Here is a 17,317-nt window from a genome sequence, read left to right on the forward strand (position 1 = left end):
TCAAGCCGCTACGCGCTCCTCGACCCGCTCCGGGTCGAGGTCACGCTTGGCGATCTCATCGGCCCAATGGAGGATTTCCATCGTGCCATCGTAATGTTCGACCAGAGCGGTGCAACCCTCCACCCAGTCGCCGTCATTATAATATTCGATCCCGTCGATCGTGCGCATCTCGGCGGTGTGAATATGCCCCGCGATCACCCCGTCAACACCGCGCGCGCCCGCTTCTTTCGCGACGATTTCCTCAAAGCCGCAGATAAATTCGACCGCGTTCTTGACCTTCTGCTTGGCGTGCTTGGACAGCGACCAATAGGGCAGGCCGCGCCAGCTGCGATATTTGTTGCACCAGCGGTTGAGCGCCATCACCGCCGTGTAGGCCGCGTCGCCGACATGGGCGAGCCAGCGATGGCTCAGCGTGATCGCGTCGAACTCGTCGCCATGCAGCACCAGCAGGCGGCGGCCATCGGCGGTCTGGTGGATCGCCTGCCGCTTGATCTCGACCCCGCCAAAGCTGAGGCCCGTGAACTGGCGGAAAATCTCGTCATGGTTGCCGGGGATATAGATCACCCGCGCGCCGCGCTTGGCGCGCTTCAGGAGGCGCCAAACAATGTCGTTATGCGCCGCGGGCCAGTAGAATTTCTTCTTGAGCTGCCACCCGTCGATAATGTCGCCGACCAGGTAAATGGTGTCGCTGTCGACATGATCCAGGAAATCGATCAGCATTTCGGCGTTGCAGCCGCGCGTCCCCAAATGGATATCGCTGATCCAGATCGTGCGATATTGCCGCCGACCGCCGATCGTCTTTTCCGGAATCGCGGGTTCGGCAGTCGTAAAGTCGGCGAAGTCCGCAACATTCGTGTCGAACGGAAGTCGAGTGATCGTGGCCATACTAGCGCCCCGTGCAATGCCCTTGCCCGGGTCGCCTATGGCGATGGAATGTTACAGCTCGAATCGTTCGCGCGTCACCGAAGTGTCACGCAGTGATCGCGATATAGTCATCGAGAGCCTCGACCCGCGCGATCCAGTCACGCACCGCCCGATAAGGCGTGAGGGCAAACCCGCCCTCCTCGGCGACATGGGTATAGGCGTAGAGGCAGATGTCGGCGAGGCTCGGCGCATCGCCCACGAACCAGTCGCGCCCTGCCAGATGTTTGTCCATCAGCTTGAGCGCAGCCACCCCCGCCGCGCGCTTGCCCGGCAACAGCGCGCGCTGGAGGTCATCGAGATTGGCCTCCCCCACCCATCCCATCCAAAATCGCACCGTCGCGATGTTCGGTTCGTGATTATATTGCTCCCAGAACATCCAGCGCAGCATGTCCGCCCGCTCGAACGAGTCGGCCGGAATCAGCGCGCTGCCATCGGCGAGGTAGAAGCACGCCGCATTGCTCTCGGGCAAAAACCGGTCGCCATGCTGCAACACCGGAATCCGCCCATTGGCGTTGACCTTGGCCAGGAAGTCAGCCGTCCGCGTCGCCCCCGCCATGATGTCATAGCTGCGCCGTTCGATCGCCGTGCCGGTCAGCGCTGCGGTCAGGCGGATCTTGTAGCAATTGCCCGAAGGGGCATATTCATGCAGGATCACGCCGGTCACGCCGCCACCTGCAGCACGATCTTGCCCATATGCGCGCCGCTCTCCATCCGGCGATGCGCTTCGGCGGCTTCGGCGAGCGGATACGTCCGGTCGATCACCGGGCGCAGCCGCCCCTCGGCCACGAACGGCCACACCGACCGCGACAGCTCGTCGGCGACCAGCGTCTTGAACGCCGTGTCGCGCGCCCTCAGCGTCGATCCGGTCAGCGTGAGGCGGCGGCGCATGATCTCGAACACCGGCACGGTCGCCATGGCACCGCCCTGCACCGCGATCGACACGTGCCGCCCGTCATCGGCCATGCACTTCATATTGCGCGCGACATAGTCGCCGCCAACCATGTCGAGCACGACATTGGCGCCGCGCCCCTCGGTCAGATCCTTGACCTTTGCTACGAAATCCTCGGTCTTGTAGTTGATCGCATGATCCGCGCCATGCGCCAGACAGGCGGCGACCTTGTCGTCGCTCCCAGCCGTCACGATCACGGTGACCCCGAACAGATTGCACAGGCTGATCGCCATCGTGCCGATCCCGCTGGTCCCGCCATGGACCAGCGCGACATCGCCCTCGCCGGCGTATCCGCGCTCGAACAAATTGGTCCACACGGTGAACAACGTCTCGGGAATCGCCGCCGCCTCGACCATTGACAGTCCGTCCGGCACCGACAGGCACTGACCGAGCGGCGCGACCGCATATTCGGCGTAACCGCCCCCGGCGATCAGCGCGCACATCGGCTGGCCGATCAGCTCGGGCGGAATGTCCGCGCCGACCGCCACCACTTCGCCCGCAACCTCCAGCCCCGGGATCGTCGTCACCCCAGGGGGTGGCGGATAGCCGCCCATGCGCTGGAGCACATCGGGCCGGTTAACCCCGGCGGCGGCAACGCGGATCAGCACCTCGTCGGCGCGCGGCACCGGCACAGGCCGCTCGACCGGGACCAGCACCTCCGGCCCGCCGGGCTGCGCAGGATCGATCGCGATCATCCGGTCGGGCAGGCTGGTCATGCGGATCCCCCTAGAACCGCGCCTGAATCGGGGCCGCGCCGCGTGACGTCAAGGCCGCAGTTGCGCAATTCGGTGAGCATCGACGCGCGTCCGACCGCTTGACAACCCCGCCGCCGCGTCCGACCTTCGCATCATGGAAGACGATCTTCCCCGCCGCACCGACGACCCCGCCGCTCAGCTCGCGCGCCAGGATCTCGACCCGTTTTCGGTGGCGGAGCTGGAGGCGCGGATCGCGCTGCTCGAAACCGAAATCGCGCGCTGTCGTAATATCATTCAACGCGCCGTTAACCATCGCGCAAGCGCGGATGCCTTATTCAAGCGATGAGTGGAGCACCGATCCCCGGGCGTCACGCTATAAGAGTCTTGGGGACAGGTGCGGCGCTTGATGCACGGTGCAACACTCCCGACATAGGGGATGCACGGGCCGCGTGTCTCTCTTCTTCGGCCCGACTGGAGTAAAGCCGAATGCCTAGTTTCGCTTCCGCCCTCGAATCCACCCTCCACCGCGCGCTGGAAGCCGCCAGCTCGCGTCGCCACGAATATGCGACGCTCGAACATCTGCTGCTGGCGCTGGTGGACGATGAGCATGCGTCCAAGGTGATGGGTGCGTGCGGCGTGGACCTGGGCGAGCTGAAGACCACCGTCGCCCATTATCTCGATACCGAGCTTCAGGCGCTGCGCGTCGATCAGCAGACCGATCCCTCGCCGACCAGCGGGTTCCAGCGCGTCGTCCAGCGCGCGATCCTGCACGTCCAGTCGTCGGGCCGCGACGAAGTGACCGGCGCCAACGTGCTGGTGGCCCTGTTTAGCGAGCGCGAGAGCTACGCCGTCTATTTCCTGCAGCAGCAGGATATGAGCCGCCTCGATGCGGTCAGCTATATCAGCCATGGCGTCGGCAAGGGTTCGACCCCGGTCGAGTCCGCCCCGCCCAAGGGTGCGGAAGAGGACAAGGCGCAGAAGAGCGACGGCAAGAAGGGCGAGAGCGCGCTCAAGCAATTCACCGTCAACCTTAATGAAAAGGCCAAGACCGGCAAGATCGATCCGCTGATCGGCCGCGGGCCGGAGGTCGATCGCACCGTCCAGATCCTGTGCCGCCGCAGCAAGAACAACCCGCTCTATGTCGGCGATCCCGGCGTCGGCAAGACCGCGATCGCGGAAGGCCTGGCGCGCAAGATCATCGAGGGCGACGTTCCCGAAGTGCTCAAGGAAGCGGTGATCTACTCGCTCGACATGGGCGCGCTGCTCGCCGGCACCCGCTATCGCGGCGATTTCGAGGAGCGGCTGAAGCAGGTCGTGTCGGAGCTGGAAAAGCTGCCCCATGCGGTGCTGTTCATCGACGAGATCCACACCGTGATCGGCGCCGGTGCCACCAGCGGCGGCGCGATGGACGCGTCCAACCTGCTGAAGCCCGCGCTGTCGGGCGGTTCGATCCGCTGCATCGGTTCGACCACCTACAAGGAATTCCGCAATCACTTCGAAAAGGACCGCGCGTTGCTGCGCCGGTTCCAGAAGATCGACGTCAACGAACCGACGATCGAGGATACGATCAAGATCCTCGCCGGCCTGCGCTCGGCGTTCGAGGATCACCACAATGTCAAATACACCCCCGACGCGATCAAGTCGGCGGTGGAGCTGAGCTCGCGCTACATCAACGACCGGAAATTGCCCGACAAGGCGATCGACGTGATCGACGAGGTCGGCGCGATGCAGATGCTGGTGCCCCCGTCCAAGCGCAAGAAGACGATCACCCCCAAGGAGATCGAACAGGTCATCGCGACCATGGCGCGCATCCCGCCGAAAACGGTGTCGAGCGACGATACCAAGGTGCTGGCGAACATCGAAACCGACCTGAAGCGCGTCGTGTTCGGCCAGGACAAGGCGATCGAGGTGCTGTCGAGCGCGATCAAGCTCAGCCGCGCCGGCCTGCGCGATCCGGAAAAGCCGATCGGCAACTATCTGTTCAGCGGCCCGACCGGCGTCGGCAAGACCGAAGTGACCAAGCAGCTCGCCGAATTGCTCGGCATCCCGCTGCAGCGCTTCGACATGTCCGAATATATGGAGCGCCACTCGGTCAGCCGCCTGATCGGCGCGCCTCCGGGCTATGTCGGCTATGATCAGGGCGGCCTGCTCACCGACGCGATCGATCAGAACCCGCATTGCGTGCTGCTGCTCGACGAAATCGAAAAGGCGCATCCGGACCTGTTCAACATCCTGCTGCAGGTGATGGACAACGGCAAGCTGACCGACCACCACGGCAAGACGGTCGATTTCCGCAACGTCATCCTGATCATGACGACCAATGCCGGCGCGTCCGACATGGCGCGGGAGAGCATCGGTTTCGGCGAAATCAGCCGTGACGATGTTCAGGAAGACGCGGTGAAGAAGCTCTTCACCCCCGAATTCCGCAACCGCCTCGATGCGATCGTGCCGTTCGACTATCTCCCGACCAAGGTGGTCGAGCGGGTGGTGGAGAAGTTCATCCTCCAGCTCGAACTCCAGCTCGCCGACCGCAACGTCCATATCAGCCTGGACGATGAGGCCAAGGCGTGGCTCACCGAACGCGGCTATGACAAGCTCTACGGCGCGCGCCCGATGGGCCGCCTGATCCAGGAAAAGATCAAGCAGCCGCTGGCCGAGGAACTGCTGTTCGGCAAACTCGTCCATGGCGGCGAGGTCGAGGTGAAGCTGAAGGACAAAGCGCTGACCTTCGCGATCACGCCCGCGGCGCCCAAGGGATCGAAGAAGGGCGGCAAGAAGGCTCCGGCCAAGGCAAAGTAACCCGCCGCGGCAACGCGAACCACGAAACCGCCCCGGTGAAAGCCGGGGCGATTTTGCTTTGGGGACACCTCACAACATCGGCGTCCCGGGCTTGACCCCTGACCGGGCTGCCTTGATCGACAGGAAGCCCAGCCCCGGCTCAAGGCCGGGGTGACGAGGAGGCTGCGATAGGGCAACGCGCCCCTCCCCCATCGTTATGCTGAACTCGTTTCAGCATCCACAGCGCAACAGGCGACTGAGCCGCTGGCGGAGACGTGGATCCTGAAACAAGTTCAGGATGACGGATCGCCAAAATACATCGCTCATTGCCCGTATGCCAACCGCGTGTCGAAGTCGCGAGATCACCGAAAACGGGCACGAAGCGGACATTCGCATCTAAAGACGCGGGACAATTTTCTCCCACTGCGCCCGGACAAACCGACGATACATCCGTTTCTTCAGCCACCACATGGGCGGAAGCCCGCGGCCCTGTCGAAGCGAGCGAACCATAATCTCCCGTACCTCGTCCTCGCTCCAGCTGGTCCATTCGCCGGCGACATCAAGCAAATTGGCGACGAAAGCTGGCGAGACCTCATCTTCGAAGATTTCTCGCAGCTTCCCGTGGGAATAATCGGAGTTGCGAAGCACGACGGCGATCCGGTTGTAATCCTCGTCCAGCAACTGTGTGTCGAGGAAGACATCGGACAAAGCGTGCCACACGGGCAACCGTTTCTCGATCTCGGCATCGGAAAGCACCATGTTGGGAATTTGCCCGACCGATGAACTGTCCGCAATGGGTCGTAAGCCTACGGCGAGACCGACACTTCAATTCCGCACCACCACCACTGTAACCCGCGTCGGCGCCGACGGCGCACCCCACGCCGCCGGCCGCGCGCACCGATCCCGGCATGCCCGCAGCTGCGCCGCACGCTCGTCCGCCAGCCGTCGCCACGCCCGCGCCTCGCGGATCAGCCGGTCGACCTGCCACTCGGTGCTTTCCCACGCTCCCTCGGCGCACGCGCGGTCGCGCCCGCAGATCCGTTTCACCGCATGGTCGATCCGCGCTGCCAGAATATCGATCCCCGCCGCGGTCGACAGGTCCAGCCCCGCCGCCGGAACCGCGATCCGGCGCGTCTCGAACCGCTCGCCGGCGCTCGCCGAACCGGTGAGGATCATCGCCGCCGCCGCAGCGGCGATCAGGTGCATCATTGTCATCGCAAACCTCGCTGCACGGCACATTACCGAAATGCGTAGCCCCCGTTAACCAGCCAGTCGCACATCGCGTCCCGTCATCGGACAGGCATCCCATGCAGTTGCGTCGTCAACGGGTCGCGCAACCGATTGTAACGAACGCGCTCTGTTAACCGCTTCTTCGGGTTCGTCGGGCTAGGCCGCTGGCATGACACGGGGGATCGCAGCGCTGATCGCACTGGCAGTCGCGTTCGCCGCGATGCTCGCCACCCCCGCCGACGCCCGCCCGCCCGGCTGGAGCGCCGGCACCACCGGCCGTCCGCTCGCCACCTGCATCCGCCGCGCCGCGCCCGGCGACGACCCGCGCGCGATCGCCCGCGACCTTGCCGGATTCGATTGCATCACGCCCCAGAAACAGTTGGGCAGCGGCGATTTCTGGGTCATCTCCGAACCCGTTGGCGAACGCTCGCGCTCGCGCCGCCCGCTCAATGCGCGCATGCTCAGCCTGTGGCAGGAACGCCTGACGCTGCACGTCCTCTACGCCGATGGCCGCATCGAAAGCATGTCCGACGACACGGTAGGGCTGACCAAACGCATTCAGCTCGGCGCCATCGTCGAATATCCGATTCCCCGGCTGCGCGCGCCGGTCGACCGGCTGCTGTGGAAGGTCGAAAGGTCGAGCAATCTCTACGCCGTGGTCCGCAATCCACGCATCGCGACTGAGGCGGAGAGCAACCGCGCCAACCTGTTCATGGCCGCGCTCTATGCCGCGTTCGGCGGGCTGTGCATCGCATTGCTGACCTATAATCTCGCTCTGTGGACCACGCTGCGTTACCGGTTTCAGCTGGCCTATGCGGCGATGGTCACCGCGCTGATGGCCTATGCCTTTACCTCATCGGGCGCGCTTGCCTGGCTGGTACCGGACATCGCCAATACTTTCCGCCTGCGGCTGAACTATCTGTTGCTGATGTTGACCGCCGCGTCGGCAATCTGGTTTGCGCGCACCTTTTTCGAAGAGCATGTGTTCGGCCCGCGGATGCGGATGATGCTGCGCGCCAGCATCGGCACGCTGATCGTTGCGGGCGTCGGCTTTGCCGTGTTTGCCCCGCTCGCGCCAAACCTGGCACATACGCTCTACAATTGGGTGTTCGTCAGCATGTTGCTGCCGATCGTCGCGATCGTGGTGTCGGCGTGGCGCAACCGCTCGAACTTCCTGTGGCTATTCGGCATCGCCTGGGCCGCGCCGATCGTCGCAGGGTGCCTGCGCGTCCTGTCCAGCCTTGGCGTGATGCCGTGGAGCTTTTGGCTCGACAATTCGACGCTGATCTCGATGTCGGCGGAGGCGTTGCTGTCATCGATCGCGATCACCTACCGCATCCGCCTGCTCAGCCGCGAGCGTGACGCCGCGATCGCCGCCGAGACGGTCGCGCGTCGCCTCGCCGATCTCGATCCGCTCACCGGGTTGCTCAACCGCCGCGCCTTTCTTGGTCATGCCATCGGGCGGCCGGGGCCACAGACGCTGCTGATCCTCGACCTCGACCGGTTCAAGCAGGTCAACGACACGATCGGCCATGACGGCGGGGACGAAGTGCTGCGCACCGTGGCGCGGACCTTGCGCGGGCTGGTTCCGGCGGGTGCGATGATCGCCCGGATCGGGGGCGAGGAGTTCGCGGTGCTGAGCGGTTCGGCGGAACCGGTCGATCCCGACCGAATCCTCACCCGGCTGCGCGCCACGCGCATGCCCTATGATTTGCGCGTCACCGCCAGCATCGGCAGCGCACAGGGTCCGATCGCCGACGAGCGCGACTGGAAATCGCTCTACCGCGCCGCCGATCAGGCATTGTTCGACGCCAAATCGGCCGGTCGCGACCGCGCGCGGACCGCCATCGCCGCCTGACCGGCAATTCAGCTTTCGTTCAGCCCGCTTCTGCCCTAAAGCGCGCCCATCGGGAGGGCATGATGGACCAGTTGAACAAACGCAGGATCGCTCTGGCCGCCGGTGCCGCCGCGCTGCTGCTCACTGCCACGACGGTTCATCCGACGGCCGAGTTCGAAATCCTCACCCACGAGATCACCGACAAGACCCCCCGCAAGTTCGCGGCGGCGTTCGATACCGGCATCCTCGCCGTTTCGGTCCTCTATACCTGGACCGAGCGCACACTGCGCTAGCTTGCGTTTCCGATGCGCTTGCTTACACTCGTGTAAATGAGCGATCCCGAGTACGCCTGGCGCAATAGCTATCGCCACCCCGGTCCGTGGGACCAGACCCTGCCCCCGCTCTCCATGGTCGATGCGTTCGAGGAATCGGCGCGGCGCAAGGGCAATGCCCCCCTCCTCGACTTTCTCGGCCGCCATTACAGCTTTGCCGAAACGCTCGACGGCGCGAACCGCGTCGCCTGTGGCCTCAAGGCGCTCGGCTATGGCCCGGGCGACCGCATCGGCCTGTTCCTGCCCAACGTGCCGCATTATGTCGCTGCCTATTACGGCATCCTCAAGCTGGGTGCGACGGTGGTCAATTTCTCGCCGCTCTACAGCGTCGATGAGCTCGCCGCGCAGGTCGCCGACAGCGGCACGCGCCTGCTGTTCACGCTCAGCGCCACCGCCCTGCTCCCGACCGCGCTCAAGGTGCTGGACAAGAGCGGCCTCGAACGCCTGATCGTCGGATCGGTCGCCGGGGCGCTGCCCCCCACCAAGTCGATCCTCTACCGCCTGTTCAAGGGCAAGGAGGTCGCGGCCAAGCCCAATGACCCGCGCGTCACCGCCTTCTCGCAACTCATCGCCAATGACGGCGCGTGCGTCGCGCCGCAGATCGATCCACAAACCCATCTCGCGCTGATCCAATATACCGGCGGCACCACCGGCGTGCCCAAGGGCGCGATGCTGACGCACCAGAACCTGTCCGCCAATGCGCGACAGGTGGCCAAGCTCGACCCCGATCTCGGCTCCAGCCTCGACCGTGTGCTCGGCGTCCTGCCCTTCTTCCACGTCTTCGCCAACACCTGCGTCCTCAACCGCACCGTGCTGACCGGCGGCGAGATCGTGATGCTCCCGCGCTTCGACGCGGCCCAGGCGCTGGCGGCAATCAACCGCACCAAGCCGACCGCGCTGCCCGGCGTGCCGACCATGTTCCAGGCGCTGATCGACCACCCGCATTCGAAATCGACCGACTGGTCGAGCCTCAAATACTGCATCTCAGGCGGCGCGCCCCTGCCCGCCGAGCTCAAGAAGCGCTTCGAGGCCGAAACCGGCGCGACGCTGATCGAGGGCTATGGCCTGTCCGAAAGCTCGGGCGTCGTCTCCGCCAACCCCTATCGCGGCGAAGGCAAGTCCGGCACCATTGGCCAGCCGATCGTCGCCACCCGCGTCCGGCTGGTCGACAAGGAAGACCCCTCACGCGACGCGCCCGAAGGCGAACCGGGCGAGATCACCATCACCGGCCCACAGATCATGGCCGGCTATTGGGACCGCCCCGAAACCGACGACACCACCTTCTGCCACGACGCCGCCGGCACCCGCTGGCTGCGCACCGGCGATGTCGGCCAGATCGACGCAGACGGTTTCATCCGCATCGTCGACCGGCTCAAGGACATGATCGCGGTCGGCGGGTTCAAGGTCTTCCCCAAGCACGTCGAGGACGTCCTCTACCGCCACCCCGCGATCAAGGAAGTACTGGTCGTCGGCATGCCCGACCCCCGCATGGGCGAAGTCCCCCGCGCGTATGTCGCGCTGAACGAGGATGCAGAGCCAGTGACCGGCGACGACCTGCGCGCGTGGCTCAACCCGCAAGTCGGCAAACACGAACGCGTGGACGCGGTGGTGGTGCGGGACAAGCTGCCCAAGACGATGATCGGCAAGCTGAGCCGCAAGGATTTGCTCTTGGAAATCGCGGCGGAGGCGGCGGGCGCTTCCTGAGCCCTCCCACTTCTTCTTAAGCCCCTCCCGCCTTCGCGGGAGGGGTTGGGGAGGGTCTTCTTCTTTTTGAGGCACGCCAAACACCCGTTTGTGCTGAGCTTGTCGAAGCTCGATTCCCGATTTCACCGAACGCACGCTGCGGCCCTTCGACAAGCTCAGGGCAAACGGCCGGTGGTATGCCCCACCATCGCCGCCACCCCTTCGTCACCCCGGCCCTGTGCCGGGGTCCACCCCACCCCACGCCCAGCGCCAGAGCCGCGCGCGCCGCGCCAGCCTCCAGGTGGACCCCGGCACAAAGCCGGGGTGACGGATGGGGCTTAAGCGGATGGAAGTGGACGTTGCGCCCGATCCGTTTTCGACATTAGGTCATGACGATGAGCAAGCCCCAACGCATCTATGTCCGGTTTGTTTGCTACCGACTGGTTGAAGGCCAAAGGCAAAGGCTTGGTCTCTTTCAAGCCTTGGAAGAAGCAAGGGATTGCGCCTTTGCTCCCGCATGGGCGCTGCGTCAGATCGGCGAACTCTATGGCTGGTTTAAGCAAAACCTTGCCGTCCCAAGCCGGTTTGAACGAAGCTATGGCGGGCAAGGACGGCCCGGCCTGTCATGGTTCAAACCCGTCGCCGCAGACCATGTGCGACAGATGCATCAGCTAAAGGTGGCCGTTGAGGAATGTGGGGTGCATGTTGCAATTCTCACGACGAGAGATCCCGGCACAATAATCTGGCAGGATGAGCACCAAGTGGTGGCCGACCCGGGCAACAGAAAATTCTAGATCCGAGAATGCCTGACGCCCCCCTCAATCCCCCCGCATCTCAGCCTTCAAATTCATAAACTCATGCAGCCCCCACGGCCCCAGCTCGCGGCCATGGCCGGACAGCTTCACCCCGCCGAACGGCGCGCCCGGCACCGACGCCAGCATCTGGTTCACTGCGGTCATCCCCGCCGCAATGTCGCGCACCAGCCGCGCCTGCTCCTCGGCGTCCTGCGTCCACACGCTAGACCCCAGCCCATAGGGGACGTCGTTCGCCAGCCGGATCGCGTCCTCCAGCGACTCCGCCCGGAACAGCATCGCGACGGGTCCGAAAATCTCCTCCTTCGCAAAGTCCGCTTCGGGGTCGACATCGGTCAGCACGCCCGCACGCATCCACGCGCCGTCGCGCTCGATCTTCTCGCCGCCATGCAGCACCGCGCCCGCCGCCACGGCTCGCTCCAGCTGCTCCAGCACAGTATCGCGTTGCTCGACGCTCGACAGCGGCCCCATCTCGATCCCGTGCTCCATCGGATCGCCGATCTTCACCGCCTCCATCGCCGCAACGAACTTCTCGGCGAATGCGTCATACACATCGGCATGCACGATCATCCGCTTGGCACAGATGCAGCTTTGCCCGGCATTCTGGATGCGCGCCTTCACCGCCGTCGTCACCGCCGCGTCCAGATCGGCCGAGGGCATGACGACGAACGGGTCAGACCCGCCGAGTTCCAGCACGACCTTTTTCAGCGCGCGCCCGGCGGCTTCGGCCACCTTGGCCCCCGCCCCCTCGCTCCCGGTCAGCGTCACCGCGACCACGCGCTTGTCGGCGATGATCCGCGACACCTTGTCCGACTTGATCGGAAGATTCTGGAACAGCCCGTCCGGCGCCCCTGCCGCCTGCACCATTTGCTGGATCAGCGCCGCGCACCCTTGGGTCAGCGACGCATGTTTCAGCAACCCGACATTCCCCGCCAGGATCGTCGGCGCCAGCCAGCGCACCGCCTGCCAGTAAGGAAAATTCCACGGCATGATCGCTAGGATCGGCCCGAGCGGCAACCAGTGCGTCACCACCCGCCCGGCCGGCAGCGCGATTTCCTCGCCCTTCAGAAAGTCCGGCCCATGCTCGGCATAGTAGCGGAACCCCGCGACGCATTTCTCGACCTCGGCCACCGCCGACGCCAGCGTCTTGCCCATCTCGCGCACCGCAGTTTCGGCAAGGTGGTCCTTCCCCGCCTCGAACCGGTCGGCAATCGCGTTCAGCAACGCCACCCGCTGCTCGACCGGACTGACCCGCCACGACGCAAACGCCGCATCCGCGCGCACCAGCGCCGCCTCGACGCCATCGCCGTCCAGTTCGGCAAAGCTCTCACCCGGTTCGCCCGTCGCCGGATTGATGCTGGTAAACATGCGCGCTCCTCGCAATCGGTGTGCTGGCCGTAGCCCCATCATATCCTCCCCCGCCAGGGGGAGGTGTCGCCGCAGGCGACGGAGGGGGAGGACGGCTGTGTCCTTTCGGATCTACCGACGCCCCTTCCTCCCCCTCCGTCAGCTTCGCTGCCACCTCCCCCTGGCGGGGGAGGATTAAGGAAGCCAATCGCGGGAGGTTGAATTGGTTCCGCCGCCATCGCATAGCATCGCCATGACCGACCAGATCGACATCGCCGCCTTGTCCTTTGAGGACGCCCTTCGCGAACTTGAGCGGATCGTCGGGCAGCTCGAAACCGGCGATGTTCCGCTCGATCAGGCGATCAACCTCTACGAAACCGGCGACAAGCTGCGCCGCCAGTGCCAGGCGCGGCTCGACGCGGCGCAGGCGCGGATCGAACAGGTGCGCGCCGACGCCAGCGGCAACGTCACCGGTACCACCCCCTTCGCAGCAGGATGAGCGCGGACGTGGCCGACGCCAGCCAGACCCTCGAAACCGCGCTGCGCGATGTCGCGGCAGAGATCGACCGTCAGTTCGACCATTTCCTCGCCGTCCCCGCCGACCCGCGCGCAAAGCTCTATGAAGCGATGCGCCACGCCGCGATCGGCGGCGGCAAGCGGCTGCGCCCGCTGCTCACCTTCGCAACGGCACAGCTGTTCGCGGTCGACCGCCGCTGCACTGCGCGTGTCGCCACCGCGATCGAGGCGATCCATGTCTATTCGCTGATCCATGACGATCTGCCCGCGATGGACGATGACGATATGCGCCGCGGCAAGCCGACGGTGCACCGCGCGTTCGATGAGGCGACCGCGATCCTCGCCGGCGACTGCCTCCACGCGCTCGCGTTCGAAATCCTCGCCGATCCCGCCACCCATCCCGACCCGTTCGTCCGCGCCGAGCTGATCGCCGATCTGGCGCAGGCGTCCGGCCCGTCGGGCATGGCGGGCGGGCAGATGATGGATCTGGTCGCGGAAAACACCAGCTTCGACCTCGCCACCGTGACCCGCTGTCAGGCGCTCAAGACCGGCGCGCTGATCGCCTGCTCGGTCGAGGCCGGCGCGATCCTCGGCCGCCTTCCGCCCGAGGGCCGCACCGGCCTGCGCGGCTATGCCCGCGACATCGGCCTCGCCTTCCAGATCGCCGACGACATTCTTGACGTCGAGGGCGATCAGGACGCGGTCGGCAAGCAACTGCGCAAGGACGAAGCGGCGGGCAAGGAAACCTTCCTCTCGCTGCTCGGCATCGACCGCGCGCGCGAACAGGCGCGCATGCTGGTCGATCAGGCGATCGAGCACCTCCACAGCTACGGCCCCGAAGCCGACCTCCTCCGCGCCATCGCCCGCTTCGTGCTGGAACGCGATCGGTGAGATTTCAGGTCGCCGTCGTGGCGCTCGCATTGGCAGGCTGCGGCGGACGTCCGGCGGACAATGACACATTGCTTGCGTATGTGCCGGAGGCACGCTGCGCAGACGCCAAGTTCGACATGATCGAGCAGTCAGACTCGATTCAGGACTGGCGTCATGTGGTCCGGATTTCGGGTTCGCCTGACTGCGTCACCTCGCTTCGACAGTCACTCGACGCCAAGGGCGCGACAGCGAGCGACATTCCCCTTATTACGGGCCTTCTACTGCCCGGACACACAAATTCCGAACAGGAAGCCGTTGCCTTCGACTTTGAAGAAGAGCCGGGCGCGGTCATTTGGACGAGGGACAAAACATGACCACCCGCACCGGCGTCTATCCCGGCACCTTCGATCCGATCACGCTCGGCCATATGGACATCATCCGGCGCGGCGCGAAGCTGGTCGACCGGCTCGTCATAGGCGTGACCACCAATCCGTCGAAAAACCCCATGTTCACGGTCGAGGAGCGGATGGACATGGTCCGGCGCGAGGTCGCCGACCTCGACGGCGAGATTCACGTGGTCAGCTTCGATTCGCTGCTGATGGACTTTGCCGAGCGTGAAGGCGCGAGCATGATCGTCCGCGGCCTGCGCGCTGTCGCCGACTTCGAATATGAGTATCAGATGGCGGGGATGAACCAGCAGTTGAACGGCCGGATCGAAACCGTCTTCCTGATGGCCGATGTCTCGCTCCAGCCGATCGCCAGCCGCCTGGTCAAGGAAATCGCGCTGTTCGGCGGCGAGATCGGCAAGTTCGTTCCCCCCACCGTCCGCGACGAGGTGGTCGCGCGGGTCGAAAAGATCGGCCGCAAGGGCAGCTGATCCCCGCCGCCGCATTCACTTTGCTGCAAGCGGCGATTTGCTCTAAGCCGCTCCAGTTTTGTAAGTCCGGTGGGGATGTCGATGCGTCTTGTTGCCCTGTTTCTTGCTCTGCTGACGTCGCTGTTCGCGATGCCGGCGACCGCCCAGCATGTTCCGCCGCCGCCCGGCCGGGCCGCCCCGCCGGCCACGACCGACAAGGAGAATCTGTGGGTTCTCGACCTGTCCACCGGTGGCCGCGTCACCATCTGGCTGCGTCCCGATGTCGCGCCCAAGGCGGTCGAGCGGATCAAGGAGCTGACCCGCAAGCGCTTCTATGACGGCCTGATTTTCCACCGCGTGATCGATGGCTTCATGGCACAGGGCGGCGATCCCAAGGGCGACGGCACCGGCGGCAGCGACCTGCCCGACCTGCCCAAGGAGTTCAACTACCTCCCCCATGTGCGCGGCGCAGTCGCTGCGGCGCGTGCGGAGGACGAGAATAGCGCGAACAGCCAGTTCTTCATCATGCTGAGCCCGCGTCTTCAGCTCGACCAGAAATACACCGTGTTCGGTCGCGTGCTTGAAGGCATGCAGTGGGTCGACGCGATCCCGCGCGGCGAGCCGCCCGCAAACCCGGCCCGCGTCGTCCGCGCCTATATTGCGGCGGACAATCCCCCGCCGTTTACTGCTGCGCCAGCGACCCCGGTCGAGGAGCCTGCAGCACTTCCGGCCGGCCCCGCCAAGTGAACCCAAATCCTCCCCGGAACGGGGAGGGGGACCGCCGCGAAGCGGTGGTGGAGGGGCCCCGAGGCAAAGGAATCGCTTCGAGGAGGGCCCCCTCCGTCAGCGCTGCGCGCTGCCACCTCCCCGTGCCGGGGAGGATTGTGAGACTTTCCGAATGAACGTCGACCTGTTCGATTTCGACCTGCCGCCCGAGCGGATTGCGCTGCGCCCGGCAAGTCCCCGCGATTCGGCACGCCTCCTCCTGCTCGACGGCGACGAGACCGAAGACCGCATCGTCACCGATCTCCCCGCTTTGCTCCGCGCTGGCGACATGCTGGTGTTCAACGATACCCGCGTCATTCCCGCCCAGCTGGAAGGCATGCGGGGCGAGGCCAGGATCGGTGCGACGCTGCACAAGCGCGAAGGGCCGCGCCACTGGATCGCCTTCATCCGCAATGCCAAAAGGCTGAAGGTCGGCGACAGCATCGACTTCGGCAACGCCGTCACCGCGCTGGCAGAGGCGCGGCACGACGATGGCAGCTTCACCTTGTTCTTTCCCGGCGACGAACCGGTCGAATTGCTGCTGGAGCGCGCCGGGCGCATGCCGCTGCCGCCTTATATCGCCGCCAAGCGCCCGACCGACGCCCGCGACGCCGATGATTATCAGACGATGTTCGCCAACGAACCCGGCGCCGTCGCTGCCCCCACCGCCGCTCTGCACTTCACGCCGGGCCTGATGGCTGCGCTCGATGCCGCCGGGATCGGCCACACCACGCTGACGCTGCATGTCGGCGCTGGCACGTTCCTGCCGGTCAAGGCCGACGATACCGACAACCACAAGATGCACGCCGAATGGGGCCGCATCGACGCCGCCACCGCCGACCGCCTCAACGCCGTCCGCGCCGCCGGAGGCCGGGTGATCGCCGTCGGCACCACCAGCCTGCGCCTGATCGAAAGCGCCGCAGGTGAGGACAATGTGATCCGCCCGTTCGAAGGCGACACCGCGATCTTCATCACCCCCGGCTACCGCTTTCGCGGCATCGACGGGCTGGTGACGAACTTCCACCTGCCGCGCTCGACGCTCTTCATGCTCGTATCGGCGCTGATGGGGCTCGATCGGATGCAGGCCGCCTATGCCCATGCGATTGCGACGGGCTATCGTTTCTACAGCTATGGCGATTCGAGCCTGCTGCTGCCGGAGTCTCGCCCATGATCACCGCCCTCGCCCTGCTCGCCGCACTGCAACCGCCGCCGCAGGACATACCGAACCGGACGCGCGTGCCGATCCCCGTCGACTTGCGTGGACAGCAACAGCCAACGACCGCCCCCGCCCCGATCCCGCTGATGATCGCTGAGCCGGTGGCGATGGCCATCGCCACCTTCGACACCGATCAGGACGGCATCGTCACCCGCGCCGAATTCGACGCCGGGGTGCGCCGCAGTTTCGAGCTGAGCGCCAAGGGTCAGCCCGCGCTCGGCTATATCGCATTTGGCGACTGGTCGGAACGCTGGCTGGGCAACCGCAACGCCCTGCCCAGTCCCTTCGAGGTCGACGCCGATGGCGACAACCGCATCACGCTGACCGAGCTGCAGGCGCGGTTCGACCTGTTCTTCACCCGGTTCGATGCCGACAAGGACGGATCGTTGCGGCGCAGCGAACTGCTGACGGTGCGCACCCTGCCGACGCCCGGCGGCCGGCCTGAAGAGCGAGACCAGCGCCGCCAGCGCGACCGCTGAGGATGTCCTAGCATCTCCTGCCGCACTG

General features: G+C 65.4%; 19 protein-coding genes. 13 read left to right on the forward strand and 6 right to left on the reverse strand.

The features are described from left to right. From ACRYLO_RS10850 to ACRYLO_RS10860, 3 genes are all read right to left on the reverse strand, one after another. On the reverse strand, positions 1-885 hold the full coding sequence (locus ACRYLO_RS10850) for a UDP-2,3-diacylglucosamine diphosphatase (RefSeq protein WP_482660164.1): 885 nt from the start codon (positions 883-885) through the stop codon (positions 1-3). Between the two features lie 85 nt (positions 886-970). Beyond that, positions 971-1,588 carry a glutathione S-transferase family protein gene (locus ACRYLO_RS10855; RefSeq protein WP_482660165.1) on the reverse strand — a complete coding sequence of 206 codons (618 nt, stop codon included), beginning with the start codon at positions 1,586-1,588 and terminating at the stop codon, positions 971-973. After that, entirely contained in the window at positions 1,585-2,589 is a 1,005-nt protein-coding gene (locus tag ACRYLO_RS10860; protein WP_482660166.1) for an NAD(P)H-quinone oxidoreductase, read from the reverse strand. The genes ACRYLO_RS10855 and ACRYLO_RS10860 overlap by 4 nt, the downstream gene beginning before the upstream one ends. Before the next feature lie 133 nt (positions 2,590-2,722). On the opposite strand from ACRYLO_RS10860, the gene ACRYLO_RS10865 reads away from it, so the two are divergent. Both ACRYLO_RS10865 and clpA read left to right on the forward strand, forming a co-directional pair. After that, the gene (locus tag ACRYLO_RS10865) at positions 2,723-2,914 is read left to right on the forward strand and encodes a DUF1192 domain-containing protein (protein ID WP_482660167.1); all 192 of its coding nucleotides are present in this window, start codon (positions 2,723-2,725) and stop codon (positions 2,912-2,914) included. 140 nt (positions 2,915-3,054) lie between these two features. Continuing rightward, positions 3,055-5,367, forward strand: coding sequence for an ATP-dependent Clp protease ATP-binding subunit ClpA (clpA, locus tag ACRYLO_RS10870; RefSeq protein ID WP_482660168.1), 2,313 nt, complete (start codon positions 3,055-3,057; stop codon positions 5,365-5,367). Positions 5,368-5,742: 375 nt separating this feature from the next. On the opposite strand, the gene ACRYLO_RS10875 is transcribed toward clpA, so the two are convergent. Beyond that, positions 5,743-6,105 carry a DUF7079 family protein gene (locus ACRYLO_RS10875; RefSeq protein ID WP_482660169.1) on the reverse strand — a complete coding sequence of 121 codons (363 nt, stop codon included), beginning with the start codon at positions 6,103-6,105 and terminating at the stop codon, positions 5,743-5,745. Positions 6,106-6,171: 66 nt separating this feature from the next. Continuing rightward, positions 6,172-6,561, reverse strand: a complete 390-nt coding sequence (locus tag ACRYLO_RS10880; protein WP_482660170.1) for a UrcA family protein — start codon at positions 6,559-6,561, stop codon at positions 6,172-6,174. Positions 6,562-6,745: 184 nt separating this feature from the next. Between ACRYLO_RS10880 and ACRYLO_RS10885 the strand changes: the two genes are divergently transcribed. The 4 genes from ACRYLO_RS10885 to ACRYLO_RS10900 all read left to right on the forward strand — a co-directional run bounded on the left by ACRYLO_RS10885 (position 6,746) and on the right by ACRYLO_RS10900 (position 11,222). After that, positions 6,746-8,434 carry a GGDEF domain-containing protein gene (locus ACRYLO_RS10885; protein ID WP_482660171.1) on the forward strand — a complete coding sequence of 563 codons (1,689 nt, stop codon included), beginning with the start codon at positions 6,746-6,748 and terminating at the stop codon, positions 8,432-8,434. A 62-nt stretch (positions 8,435-8,496) separates the two neighbouring features. Continuing rightward, positions 8,497-8,706 carry a hypothetical protein gene (locus tag ACRYLO_RS10890; RefSeq protein WP_482660172.1) on the forward strand — a complete coding sequence of 70 codons (210 nt, stop codon included), beginning with the start codon at positions 8,497-8,499 and terminating at the stop codon, positions 8,704-8,706. Between the two features lie 36 nt (positions 8,707-8,742). Beyond that, positions 8,743-10,449, forward strand: coding sequence for a long-chain-fatty-acid--CoA ligase (locus ACRYLO_RS10895; RefSeq protein ID WP_482660173.1), 1,707 nt, complete (start codon positions 8,743-8,745; stop codon positions 10,447-10,449). Between the two features lie 368 nt (positions 10,450-10,817). Continuing rightward, positions 10,818-11,222 (forward strand): hypothetical protein, encoded by a 405-nt coding sequence (locus ACRYLO_RS10900; RefSeq protein WP_482660174.1) that lies wholly within the window; start codon positions 10,818-10,820, stop codon positions 11,220-11,222. Positions 11,223-11,246: 24 nt separating this feature from the next. Here the strand turns inward: ACRYLO_RS10900 and ACRYLO_RS10905 are convergent, their stop codons facing one another. After that, on the reverse strand, positions 11,247-12,608 hold the full coding sequence (locus ACRYLO_RS10905; RefSeq protein WP_482660175.1) for an NAD-dependent succinate-semialdehyde dehydrogenase: 1,362 nt from the start codon (positions 12,606-12,608) through the stop codon (positions 11,247-11,249). Positions 12,609-12,840: 232 nt separating this feature from the next. Here ACRYLO_RS10905 and ACRYLO_RS10910 point away from each other — a divergent pair, with 232 nt between their 5' ends. The 7 genes from ACRYLO_RS10910 to ACRYLO_RS10940 all read left to right on the forward strand — a co-directional run bounded on the left by ACRYLO_RS10910 (position 12,841) and on the right by ACRYLO_RS10940 (position 17,289). Further along, positions 12,841-13,086: an exodeoxyribonuclease VII small subunit gene (locus ACRYLO_RS10910; RefSeq protein ID WP_482660176.1), complete on the forward strand. Its 246-nt coding sequence runs from the start codon at positions 12,841-12,843 to the stop codon at positions 13,084-13,086. Beyond that, positions 13,083-13,994 carry a polyprenyl synthetase family protein gene (locus tag ACRYLO_RS10915; RefSeq protein ID WP_482660177.1) on the forward strand — a complete coding sequence of 304 codons (912 nt, stop codon included), beginning with the start codon at positions 13,083-13,085 and terminating at the stop codon, positions 13,992-13,994. The genes ACRYLO_RS10910 and ACRYLO_RS10915 overlap by 4 nt, the downstream gene beginning before the upstream one ends. Further along, positions 13,991-14,347, forward strand: coding sequence for a hypothetical protein (locus ACRYLO_RS10920; RefSeq protein WP_482660178.1), 357 nt, complete (start codon positions 13,991-13,993; stop codon positions 14,345-14,347). Before ACRYLO_RS10915 ends, ACRYLO_RS10920 begins: the two co-directional genes overlap by 4 nt. Then, entirely contained in the window at positions 14,344-14,850 is a 507-nt protein-coding gene (coaD, locus tag ACRYLO_RS10925) for a pantetheine-phosphate adenylyltransferase (RefSeq protein ID WP_310037614.1), read from the forward strand. Before ACRYLO_RS10920 ends, coaD begins: the two co-directional genes overlap by 4 nt. Before the next feature lie 81 nt (positions 14,851-14,931). Further along, positions 14,932-15,576, forward strand: coding sequence for a peptidylprolyl isomerase (locus ACRYLO_RS10930; protein ID WP_482661727.1), 645 nt, complete (start codon positions 14,932-14,934; stop codon positions 15,574-15,576). A 151-nt stretch (positions 15,577-15,727) separates the two neighbouring features. Then, entirely contained in the window at positions 15,728-16,765 is a 1,038-nt protein-coding gene (gene queA / locus ACRYLO_RS10935) for a tRNA preQ1(34) S-adenosylmethionine ribosyltransferase-isomerase QueA (RefSeq protein WP_482660179.1), read from the forward strand. Beyond that, positions 16,762-17,289 carry an EF-hand domain-containing protein gene (locus ACRYLO_RS10940; RefSeq protein WP_482660180.1) on the forward strand — a complete coding sequence of 176 codons (528 nt, stop codon included), beginning with the start codon at positions 16,762-16,764 and terminating at the stop codon, positions 17,287-17,289. The genes queA and ACRYLO_RS10940 overlap by 4 nt, the downstream gene beginning before the upstream one ends. Positions 17,290-17,317 lie beyond the last annotated feature (28 nt).

It is taken from the genome of Sphingomonas sp. SDUR79 (assembly GCF_056821745.1).

Coding starts and splice junctions, on each gene's coding strand:
- ACRYLO_RS10850 (WP_482660164.1), bottom strand. CDS start 885: ATGGCCACGATCACTCGACTTCCGTTCGACACGAATGTTGCGGACTTC.
- ACRYLO_RS10860 (WP_482660166.1), bottom strand. CDS start 2,589: ATGACCAGCCTGCCCGACCGGATGATCGCGATCGATCCTGCGCAGCCC.
- ACRYLO_RS10865 (WP_482660167.1), top strand. CDS start 2,723: ATGGAAGACGATCTTCCCCGCCGCACCGACGACCCCGCCGCTCAGCTC.
- clpA (WP_482660168.1), top strand. CDS start 3,055: ATGCCTAGTTTCGCTTCCGCCCTCGAATCCACCCTCCACCGCGCGCTG.
- ACRYLO_RS10875 (WP_482660169.1), bottom strand. CDS start 6,105: ATGGTGCTTTCCGATGCCGAGATCGAGAAACGGTTGCCCGTGTGGCAC.
- ACRYLO_RS10880 (WP_482660170.1), bottom strand. CDS start 6,561: ATGACAATGATGCACCTGATCGCCGCTGCGGCGGCGGCGATGATCCTC.
- ACRYLO_RS10885 (WP_482660171.1), top strand. CDS start 6,746: ATGACACGGGGGATCGCAGCGCTGATCGCACTGGCAGTCGCGTTCGCC.
- ACRYLO_RS10890 (WP_482660172.1), top strand. CDS start 8,497: ATGGACCAGTTGAACAAACGCAGGATCGCTCTGGCCGCCGGTGCCGCC.
- ACRYLO_RS10895 (WP_482660173.1), top strand. CDS start 8,743: ATGAGCGATCCCGAGTACGCCTGGCGCAATAGCTATCGCCACCCCGGT.
- ACRYLO_RS10900 (WP_482660174.1), top strand. CDS start 10,818: ATGACGATGAGCAAGCCCCAACGCATCTATGTCCGGTTTGTTTGCTAC.
- ACRYLO_RS10905 (WP_482660175.1), bottom strand. CDS start 12,608: ATGTTTACCAGCATCAATCCGGCGACGGGCGAACCGGGTGAGAGCTTT.
- ACRYLO_RS10910 (WP_482660176.1), top strand. CDS start 12,841: ATGACCGACCAGATCGACATCGCCGCCTTGTCCTTTGAGGACGCCCTT.
- ACRYLO_RS10915 (WP_482660177.1), top strand. CDS start 13,083: ATGAGCGCGGACGTGGCCGACGCCAGCCAGACCCTCGAAACCGCGCTG.
- coaD (WP_310037614.1), top strand. CDS start 14,344: ATGACCACCCGCACCGGCGTCTATCCCGGCACCTTCGATCCGATCACG.
- ACRYLO_RS10930 (WP_482661727.1), top strand. CDS start 14,932: ATGCGTCTTGTTGCCCTGTTTCTTGCTCTGCTGACGTCGCTGTTCGCG.
- queA (WP_482660179.1), top strand. CDS start 15,728: ATGAACGTCGACCTGTTCGATTTCGACCTGCCGCCCGAGCGGATTGCG.
- ACRYLO_RS10940 (WP_482660180.1), top strand. CDS start 16,762: ATGATCACCGCCCTCGCCCTGCTCGCCGCACTGCAACCGCCGCCGCAG.